This window comes from Elusimicrobiota bacterium, assembly GCA_016788905.1.
Classification (GTDB): domain Bacteria; phylum Elusimicrobiota; class Elusimicrobia; order FEN-1173; family FEN-1173; genus JADKHR01.
The window spans coordinates 84,351-94,911 of the sequence record JAEURZ010000001.1 but is presented as its reverse complement, the minus strand read 5'-3'; the positions used below and the strand labels follow the sequence as shown (position 1 = coordinate 94,911).

Annotated in this window: 4 protein-coding genes; all 4 read left to right on the top strand. The window is 50.5% G+C overall.

The features are described from left to right. The first annotated feature begins 28 nt into the window (after positions 1–28). The 4 genes from JNK54_00380 to yajC all read left to right on the top strand — a co-directional run bounded on the left by JNK54_00380 (position 29) and on the right by yajC (position 10,561). Positions 29–7,603 (top strand): glycosyltransferase, encoded by a 7,575-nt coding sequence (locus tag JNK54_00380; GenBank protein MBL8022724.1) that lies wholly within the window; start codon positions 29–31, stop codon positions 7,601–7,603. A 183-nt stretch (positions 7,604–7,786) separates the two neighbouring features. Next, complete coding sequence (locus tag JNK54_00375) at positions 7,787–8,959, top strand: ATP-binding protein (protein MBL8022723.1); 1,173 nt, start codon at positions 7,787–7,789, stop codon at positions 8,957–8,959. A 31-nt stretch (positions 8,960–8,990) separates the two neighbouring features. Continuing rightward, entirely contained in the window at positions 8,991–10,136 is a 1,146-nt protein-coding gene (gene tgt, locus JNK54_00370) for a tRNA guanosine(34) transglycosylase Tgt (GenBank protein ID MBL8022722.1), read from the top strand. A gap of 41 nt (positions 10,137–10,177) precedes the next feature. Beyond that, positions 10,178–10,561, top strand: coding sequence for a preprotein translocase subunit YajC (gene yajC / locus JNK54_00365; protein MBL8022721.1), 384 nt, complete (start codon positions 10,178–10,180; stop codon positions 10,559–10,561).

The following is a 10,561-nucleotide window of genomic DNA, read 5'->3' as shown; positions in this document are numbered from 1 at the left end:
AATGGTTTTGTACATACAAGATGTTCATATGAATCCGGATGCCCAAAAAAACATTTCCGACACTATTGGGGTTCTTGGATCACGAAAAGATGTTAGTTTCTTTGGGTTGGAAGGAACGGACAGAATTATCGACCTCGAACGTTTTCGTTCTTTTTCAGATCAAAAAAGTGTTCGTCTTGTTGCCGACTCCCTCCTGAGTGAAAATAAAATTTCTGGACCTATTCACGCCGCTTTAACGGGGCCGGGAAAGATGCCCGATTTCCTAGGGATTGAAAGCATTCCTCTTTATGAAAAGAACATTGACTCTTACCGGGAATCCATGCCTCGTTTAACAGAAATCCGTGCAGTGGTTGATCGTTTCAGTGAAAATATTGCTTTGCAAAAGGGAAAAACTTATGGAAAGGAACTGAGAGGCTTTGACCAAATCGTTTCATCCTATAGAGAAGGAGGTCGGTTCGGAGATTACTTGAAAGCGCTTGTCTCTTTTAGTTTAAAAAAATCAGACCCAGCCATCTTTGATTTTTTACGGGTTTTAGATATGGAAACAAGTTTAAATATTTCTGAAATAGAAAGGGAACGGGCGATTCTTTTAAATCAATTAACCTCTACTCTTCTCCCAGAACAATTACGCGCATTAGAGACAGCTTGTGTTGAGGTCCGTCTTGGGCGCATCAGTTCCGCGGATTTTTATCGTTTCTTAGCAAACGTTTGTTTCAAGGCTGGGGTCCCCCTCTCTAAGTTTCCATATATGGATCACTATGTCCGTTATGTCCTCCTTGCCGATGGGATTTCAACAGACGATCTCTATAGGGCTGTTGCTCAGGCCGAAAAAGACGTTTACGCGCAATTGGCTTCAACAAAGGAAGAACACACCCTTTACCGGCAGGATAGATTCATTCATTTAACGTCCAAATTAGTTGAATTTAGTCTGACCCCTGAAGAATGGGAAGAATATCAGATTGTCAAAGGCGAACATTTATTGTCTGGTTTCCCCCTCCAGGAATTAATCACTTTTGAAAATTTCTATCGGTTTGCAGACGCCCGAAACGAAACGATGGTGACCAATCTTCTCTCATCGATAGGTTCGCACCCAGTAACGTTGTCTCATGTCCCTCAAATCCCCGTCTTGATCACAGGGGGATTTCATTCAGAAGGAATTTCTAAACGCTTAACCCAGGCTGGTTTTGCAGTAGCAAATTTTGTCCCGCGCATCGAAAAAATTGATACGCCGGAGGGAGCCTCCTCCCTTTCTGTTTTTAGTCAAGGGAAAACCCCATTGAGCCATTTGTTCGCTGGGGAAAAGCTTTTCTTGGCTCCGAACCCGGTGGAAGAAACAATTACAGAACTCGAAGCCCCTGCGAAAATAGTGGCTGCTGGGATCCTGTCCGGGTTCCCTGTTCGGGAAGGATTTTCGCGATTGGCGGGGCCAAAAGTCTATAAAAAAGTGACGGATATCGTTCAGGATTTGGCTCGCGGGGGGGCGATTCTTCGTATACAGTTTTCTCGCGGATGGGAATACGTTGTTCAGGTAAAACCATTGCCCGACAATGGAATGACGTTTTTGGCCGAATCAAAGAAAAGGGCACTTAATCCTGTCGAGTTATTTCGGGAACAGCTGTTTGTTTTACCGGCAGTTTCGGCCACTATATTGGCCTTTTTAATCATGGGAGTTCATTCCCCCTGGGCGATCCCTGTGGCGTTCGCTACGGGTTTTGGTGGTCTCTGGGGGACTCGCAAGTTTTTTCTGGATCGTCATCCAGATTCATTGGCTTTGAAATATGGGGTTTCCCTTTCAGAATACAAGGGAATCGTAGAAAAGGGCTATTGGTTATTCGGTTTGGGAACGGTAGTAGCCGTTCTCCTGTCCTTGGGGAGTGGATCGTCTATTGATGCGGTCCGATTGATCGAACTGCTGTTTTATCAAGGCGTCTTGTCTGGAATGGGTTCCCATGCGTTATTTAATCTTTTGAGTCCCGTCCCAGCCATGGGGGTGTCCATGGCTGTCGAGGGGACCATCGAACGTTTGTCTGTTTACGTTGGTGAGTGGCGGCACTCGGTTATTCGCGATCCTCAACAGAAAGTTTCTGCTCATGTGGAGGTCTCGGCTTCTCCTCAAGAGGATCAACGAATTGTTATCGAACTTCCCGCTGCTCAAGCAGCGGTTGCTCTCCCTGCTCGAGCCGAAAAACCATGGATTTGGAATATCCTTTCCCTTTCCCCCGTTCAAAGAGAAGGTGGGTTTCGTGGTGTGGAAATAGCCCTTCTGGCAAAAGATCAGAAGACAATAACTCTGGATCTAGCCCACACCCTGATGCTCAATGTCGTTTCTCTCCGAATGGCTCTTTATTATGGACACAACATTGGTGAGGAAGAAAAAAAATTCGTGGATTATGTGAAGAATCTCCCGTCAAAGGAATTCGCTTCCATTGAAAAATTGATGTCGTCTCCTTTTGAGGAAGTCATTATTCCTCGGATCCGCAGCCAGGTGGACGTGCAGGGGAAGCTTCAACAAGTCGAAATTCTCAAAACGACCTTTGACGGCCGAAATCATTATCGATTGGGCATTGATATCCCCGACACGTGTCACGCGACCCTGACGCCTGAAGGGAATTTGCTTGTGGAGGGGATTCAATCGGTCGAAATTCGTTTGCGAATAGATTCAGACGTCGAACCTCTGATCCCCATGCCGTTTCATAAAATATTTTCTGCGAAGGCGCTCCGTGTCATGAACAGGGATCCTTTCTTCCGCGAATCAGCCGTCCGGTTTGCCGCACTGGTCTATGAAAATAAACTTTTGGCGGGATCTTGGATGTATCCGTCCTATTTTGGACGGGACACCTTAGTGGCGGCGCGCCTGATGTGGCCAGCGTTAACAACAGAGGCGAAGAAAGTTGTTATTCAGAGCGTCCTGAACCATTTGGGGAAATTTGCCATTGAAGGAGTCCCCTTGATGGATGGGTGGGTGGCGGTCAGCGATGAGCGACAAGGAGAGTTGTTGTTTCATGAAACTGTAGTTGAGTTTAACCATCTTGCGGATCGGGGTAATTCTAAGTCCGCTGCGGATCTTCTTTCTCGCGTCTTGTCTGGCCCTCGCCAAGCATTCGAATACCATGTTTTGGATGGGAATGCCCTCTTTACAGGATTGTTGGCAAAGTTCCTTCGTGAAATGGGGCCAACTGAAAGACAGCGCTTCCTTTCCATCCAAAACGAACGGGGAGAGTCGAATCTTGATTCGATTTTGGCTCATGCTCATCTCCTTCTGAATCTAACACAACCCTACGTTAAGGCATTTCAGTCTTTTCGAGATCTTCACCCTGGCCACTCCTTAGAAGAATTGAAGCTACTTCCTGGGTTTCATTCTTTAGCGCGGAATTTAATTCGGCTTCAGCCGGATGCGAAAGGGCAAGAGTCCATCGGGAACTGGCGAGATTCTCCCCCGGCACTCGGGTGGGGAAAATATCCCGCGGATATCAATGCTTTCTTGATCCCAAGAGCCTTGGCTGCGCTTGACGAAGTTTTTGATTTTCTGGGTCGAAATAACCCGCATGTGAGAGACAGACTCGAGGAAAAGAATTGGCCTAGCATAAGAGCGGCCTTGACGGAGCGAGCCATTCTTGGAAGTGCGCGGGACGCGTGGGCCACAGCCCACGAACATTTTCAGGTCCACCTAAGTAAGGAGGACGTGCGTCAGCGTCTTTCTCGGTATCTAGCCTGGGGGGGGCATTCATTTGAGGATCGACGCCGACTGGGTCGCCGTTTACTAGCGCCTGGGATAAGTGTCCAAGATTTTGTCGGCGGGGATGGGGATCCCTCTTGGCTGAAAAATGGGTTTTCGTTTACAGCGATCGCATTGGATGATAGGGTTCGCCCGGTTCCTATTGTCAATTCCGATGAGGTTTTTTCATTGGTGGATCAAAATCTTTCGATTTCGGACACGAGAAGGTTGTTGCAGTTTTGGACCCGCCCCTATCCTATTGGACTTGGGACTGAGGCAGGCCCATTAATTTCCCATCCTGTCTTAACAGATGATGAACATTTATGGCGATCATTGGACCAGAGATCTTATCATGGATCCGTTGTGTGGGGGTGGGTCACAGCCTCTCTTGGTTTGGGATGGGCACGTCAGTTAAAAGTGGCCGAAAAAGCATCTGATCGGGAAAAAATTCTTCAGATGTTTGGAGATTTTCTCTCGCTTCGAAACGTCTTGGGGCCCCTGGCTCTTTCCGAAGTTTGGACCTGGGCTTTGCAGGAAGATGGGGCAATGTTGCCGGTCGATCTCATTCATGGGAGCGAAGGCTCAAGGGCAGGGCAGCCCGCTGTTCCAATTCAATTGTGGAGTGCCAGTGCTTTCCCGCTTGATCCTTTGGTCCGAGAGGCTATGGGGATTTTACAAAGGAAGACGCGCACCCTTCGGACAGATCCAGAGAAAGACGGGGTATGGCAACGCCTCAATAAAAGGGTGCGGCTCCCTTCGCGGTTAATTGAAAAATGGCAGTTGCTGAAAGAAGACGCCCGGCTTTTTCGGGGGGATCGGCGCACGCGAATTCCTCGGTATCTTAAACTTCTGGAAGATATTTCTGCGCGGGGTCCTCCGGGTGGGATTCGAGTCGCTTTTCTTCATTATACGGCCCCTCCCCGTGTGAGTGGAGTTGATATCGTGATGACTGAGCAAGCCCGCTGGTTGGCTCGCATGGGAATTCACGTGCGTGTTGTGGCGGGAAATAGGTCCAATGAATTTGATTCAGTTCCTCGGTTAGATTTTGTTCCCCTTGAAGGATTAGCGAAAATGGAGGAAGGGGAAATCGCTCAACATTTGGAACGCGTTTTTGCACAAGAGGATATTGTGGTGCTTCATAACGTCATGTCGGTCCCTAACAATATTGCTTTGACCTCTTCGCTCCATCGCTATATGGCTAGGCATCCTGAAAAACATTTCATCATTTTTGTGCATAATGCCATGGAACGAGAAGAGCCCCACTATCCTTACAGCCTGATGAATCCGACGCTTGATTGGCCTCAGGTGACCTATGTCACCGTGAGTAAGGCCTATCGAGAAGTCATTTCTCAAAGTTACCCGCGGGCCCCTCCCTTTCAGGTCATCAATCCCGCCCTTTGGCCTTACAACCCGGATACATTATCGTCGGAGGCAGCGAGTGATTTTAGTCAACAAGGGCTTTTTAATCAAGACGTGGTGATGGTCCTTCCCACTCGCGTGGACTGGAATAAGGACATTCCTAAAGCGCTCCAAATTACAGAAGCGGTGGCCCGCCGGCGGCTTAAGACGAAACTGATTCTGATGATTCCAGGCGTAAGTTCTTTTGCAGAATTAGTAAAAGAGACTCGTGCGAATAGGGGAGTGGCCGCTGCGGATTGGCTTGAAAATTCTCTTCGACACGTTGTCGAAAGGCACGTGGTATTTCTGGATGCAACGAAAATTGAAGGTTTTCGTGAACATCGACAGTATGTGGTGGATGTCGTTGCCCTCTCTGACGTTTTGCTGATGCCGTCACGTATGGAATCTTTTGGGATGCCGGCAATAGAAGCTGCCGCGGTTCGTACCGTGGTGGCCGCCACAAGCCTGGACCCCCATCTCGAAACCCTGGGGAAGGGTGGGAGTCCATTGTTTTCCATTGAGGAAAGCCCGAAAGTTATTGCGGATCGTATTCTCGTGTATCTGGAACGCCACTCCCCTCGAGACCTCGGAACTCTTCAAAGAAAAGTAATTGAACGTTTTGAGTGGGATAGAGTCATGGCGGATCAGTTCGTTCCTGTTCTTGAAAGCGCTGTTCAGTCGCTACCTCGGATGGGGACGGCGATTAATTTTTTCCAAACGGGGGATGTGGTAAGGGCCTATGAGCAGGTCGACCATGCGTTTCATGCCCTGGCAAAGGCTCCTCATGCGTGGCAATCCATTGTGGGGGAGAAGGGAATGAAAGAGATTGGCGGCATCATCGAGCGCTACCGATCCAGGGATTTGATTGGTGAAACGCCGGAGTTGGCGCGTCTGAGAAGACTTTTTATTGAGCCAGCCTTGGCCTTATTGGCACAACGATTTTCGTCTGAAGAGGATAAAATTGCTGGATGGCTTGAAGAAATAAATCGTGTGATCGGTGCGGTTGATCTTCTCGTGGGGGATTCCCGTCACACGATTGCTTTAAATACTCTTGGCAATTTCCAGCGGGAGGCTGGTCGTTTGCAGGACTCTCGGGTTGCCTACGAAGAATCGAGGCGAATAGATCCTGTTAATCAGGACGCCTTATCCGGCCTGGGAATTTTGGACAGCCATAGTCGAGAAACCAAGAATGGGAATGGGGGGGGGGTGAATTATAACCGAGCAGGGGGAATGATGTTTTGGTTACGGGATTTATGGAACCGCTCGCTCCCTGAGTCCTGGCGGATGACAGAATTACAGTGGCATCAGTATGCATTTTTAACCGAAGGGGTCTTGTCATTGCTTTTTGGGGGTATTGTTTCGGTTGTTTGGGCCCTGTCGACTGGAGAATTGGCCCCCATCTCTTCTCTCTTTGAATATTCAGTTCTCGCTGGGTTTGCGGGTGGGCATTTGTTGGACCTGTTGGGACCCCATCGGGAGCGGGCTCTGCCTAACGTCAGAACAGCATTTTTTATAGTGGTGGTGAGCGTTATCCCATGGCTGGGAGGATTCTCTATCCAAAGCGCTCTCGTTTTTTTCTTTGTGACACACGCTGTAGTGAACACTATCCATCGAATATTTTTTCCCCGTGCTTTAATCTTTTTTGAATCTCTTTCAGAACCTGTCAACCAAGACCCGATTCTTACTCCCGGTAGCGCTGGGGTTCTCTATTCCGTGGCAGTCGCTGCGCATGACCGGCGTGAATTTGTTGAGATGGATGCTGTCCGGAACTTTAATGAATGGATGCCTCGTCCTGTTTCTTTGGATATCGAATCTATAGATTCCCGAGGGATTCGTGCCCTTCGTGAGGTGGGAGGGGGAATCCACCTTTCACGCGGAAAGGAAGAAATGAAAAACGCATTGGCCACACTCTTTTCTGAGGGGGATATTCCTCCCCCGGATATCGCCTCTGCTCTTCGAATTATAGGGGCGGTTGGATCAGGACAACGTTTGGTTGAGGGCAAGAGTCATTCCACTCCGGTGTTTTTACGGGTCCTTGCGGGCCCAGACCTTCCCAATCTAAATCGTTTACTTGAGGCCCAGGCAGAAGCCACCGCGTTGGCTGTGAAGCAAGGGGTGTCGACGCCTCAGCTCCTTTTGTCAGCGGGGGATGAAGAGGCTCAGGGCGTATTGGTCCGTTTGGGAGTTCTCCCTCAAGGTGTTTCGGTTCTGCCCTCTTCGAGGGGAACCTCGGGGACTGTATCCGCCCCCCTCTTGGACAACGGTTTCCGAATGTGGGAGAAAAACTTCCTTGGGGGGAAGGGCCCTCTGTTTTTGGTCGTTGGTCTCCCTCTGGGGTATCCCATTGCGGGGATGGGGGGCTTGGAAGAAAACTCAATCGTCAAGAACGCCCTCGAAACTTTATTCAGGCTTCTTGAAGAATTACGTCCAACTCCGGAAGATTTTTCTCTCTGGTTGGAAATGGCTGTTCTTGTTGCTCGCCAAGCGTAATCAGAGGGGTGGATTCTTCTTTCTCCAATAGGGAGTCTCCCCATGGGAAATAGAATAAGTGCGATTCGTGAAGGAACGGCTTTTCACAAAAATCGCGGAAAACACAGTTGACTTAGGATCCTCTCTTTACAATCACGCATAATTGGTTTAAAATTTCATGAATATTTAAACCGGAGGTGTGTGTTGTTTAAACGTCGGTTGGTTCTCCCTCAGACTCCTCGTCGATCCTTTTTCCTTTGGGGGCCGCGCCAAACCGGGAAAACAACACTTCTTAAAACCCTCTATCCCCGTGCTCACCGGTTGGACCTTCTGCGCAGTGACGACCTCATGCGATTTCTCCAACGTCCGGGGGCGTTCCGTGAGGAGGTTCGGGGTCTTCCCGAAAATAAATTGATTGTCGTTGATGAGGTCCAGAAAGCCCCGGGGTTGTTGGATGAAATACACTCGTTAATGGAGGACGAAGGGCGTGTCTTTGCGCTTTGTGGATCCAGTGCCCGGCAAATTCGCCGGAATCACGCGAACCTTCTGGGCGGACGCGCGTTGCGTCATGAGTTGTTTGGTTTAGTCTCAGCGGAGATAGGATCCGATTTTAATTTGGAACGGTGGACGAATGTGGGGCCGCTTCCTAGTCACTACACGCACGAAGATCCGGAGAACGCTATCCGGAGCTATGTGACGGATTATCTGCGTGAAGAAGTGATGCAAGAAGGGCTCGTTCGCCGGCTTCCGATTTTTTCAGATTTTCTTCGGATCGCGGCCATCGGGGATACGGAAGTTGTCAATTTATCGAACATCGCTCGAGAATGCGGCGTTTCGTCAGTGACCGTGAGGGACCACTTTGGGATTTTAGAAGATACGCTGATGGGGGCTTTTCTTCCCGCTTTCGTGCGTCGGGCCAAGAGGCGGATTCGGCAAGGCCCTAAATTTTATTTCCGCGATGTGGGAGTGGTGAACCATTTGGCTCGGCGGGGTCCCGTTCGCCCGGGGTCAGAAGCGTTTGGGAAGGCTTTTGAGAACTGGGTGTTCCACGAACTCTCGGCGCATCGAAGTTATCAGGGGGGATACTCCGATCTTTCCTATTGGCGGCTGACCACAGGGGCGGAGGTGGATTTTGTCCTTGGCGACGGGTCCGTGGCGATCGAGGCCAAAGGGAAGGCGCGGGTGACCTCGGACGATCTCAAGGGGCTCCGCGTCTTCCGCGAAGAACACCCCGATGTTAAAACATTATTGGTCGTTAGTCTGGAACCCCACACGCGGAAATTGGATGACGGAATTTGGGTTTTCCCCTTCCGTGAATTCGCGAAAAAATTATGGAAAGACGAATGGAACGTGACTCAGGGGCGGGTATCGTCATGAACGTCGAAAGTGTAAATAGGGAAAGTCTCCTATGAAGGCATTGTTAAGTATCGAGGCGACGGACGGTTCCGCCCGGGCGGGGACGCTTCGGTTGGCGCACGCCACGGTTCAGACTCCGCTCTTTATGCCTGTGGGAACCCAGGCGTCCGTCAAAACCCTGATTAGTGAGGATCTGGAAGGGTTGGGTTACGGGATGATTTTGGGGAACACCTATCATCTTTGGTTGCGGCCGGGGATTGATGCGCTGGAAGAGGCGGGGGGGCTCCACCGGTTTATGTCGTGGAAGGGGGCGATCCTAACGGATTCCGGGGGGTTTCAGGTCTTTTCGTTGGCCAACCGGCGTGACGTGTCGGAAGCGGGCGTAACCTTTTCTTCCCATGTGGATGGGGCACGTCATCATCTGACCCCTGAAAATGTGGTGTCGGCGCAGATGCGGATGGGGGTGGACGTTGCCATGTGTTTGGACGAATGCCCCCCCTATCCTTGCTCAGAGACTGAGGCGCGGGATATGATGGAACGGACCCTTCGCTGGGCGGCTCGGGCCAAGGCGGTTTGGGTTGGTCGGGGAGAATCCTCACTTAACACGAATCTTTTTCCCATTGCGCAAGGGGCGACATTTTCCGCTTTGCGAAAAGAAAGCGCACGGCGGACGGTGGAGTTGGATTTGCCCGGGTATGCCCTGGGTGGTCTATCGGTGGGGGAACCGCGCGACATGTTGGGGCCTATGATTGAGGCCAGTGTGAGCGAACTGCCGAAAGGAAAGCCCCGCTATTTGATGGGAGTCGGGCGGCCGGAAGATATGTTGGAAGCGGTGGAACGGGGAATTGATATGTTCGATTGTGTCTGGCCCACTCGGAACGGCCGAAACGGTCAGGCCCTTACCTCCCAGGGGCCGCTCAACCTGAGGACGAATGTCTGTCGTCGGGATGACCGCCCCCTGGACGAGTCGTGTTCCTGTCCTGTCTGCCAACGGTACACCCGTCGATATCTGGCGCATCTTTTTCGGGCAGGGGAATACGCGGCCCTTCGTTTGGTGTCTTTACACAATTTGGCCTTTATGTTAGACTTCACCCGCCAAATGAGGGAAGCTATTTTCTCGAGTCAGTATCGTTCCTTCAAGGCGGATTTTTTAGACCGTTACAGCACCGGGAACCGTTCTTCAACCAGCGGCACGTGAGCGGGATCCCCGAGCGACCCATTTCTTTTCGAGGAGATTTTATGAAATATGTGGCACTTGTTTCATTTTTCCTTTCCGCCCAGCCCCTGTGGGCCGCTGCTGAAGGGCCGGCCAAAGGCGGGGGCTTTATGACATTTGTCCCTTTGATTGCCATCTTGGGTATTTTCTACTTCCTTTTAATTCGGCCCCAGCAAAAACAGGCCAAGGAGCACCAACGCATGGTCAATGAGTTAAAGCGCGGTGACCAAATTCTTACCCAGGGCGGGCTCTACGGGACGGTCCAATCCGTCAAGGGGAAGGTGATCGAATTGAAAATTTCTGAAGAGACAAAAGTCATGCTGGCTAAAAGCTATGTGGCTCGTGTGGTTCAAGGCGATCCCGCGGTTGACGCTGAAGTGGTCCCCAACACGGCTCCTAAGGGCTAA

Bases quoted from the DNA above. Each gene is read 5' to 3' on its own strand.
- tgt (MBL8022722.1), top strand. From the start codon at position 8,991: ATGAAGGCATTGTTAAGTATCGAGGCGACGGACGGTTCCGCCCGGGCG.
- JNK54_00380 (MBL8022724.1), top strand. From the start codon at position 29: ATGAATCCGGATGCCCAAAAAAACATTTCCGACACTATTGGGGTTCTT.
- yajC (MBL8022721.1), top strand. From the start codon at position 10,178: ATGAAATATGTGGCACTTGTTTCATTTTTCCTTTCCGCCCAGCCCCTG.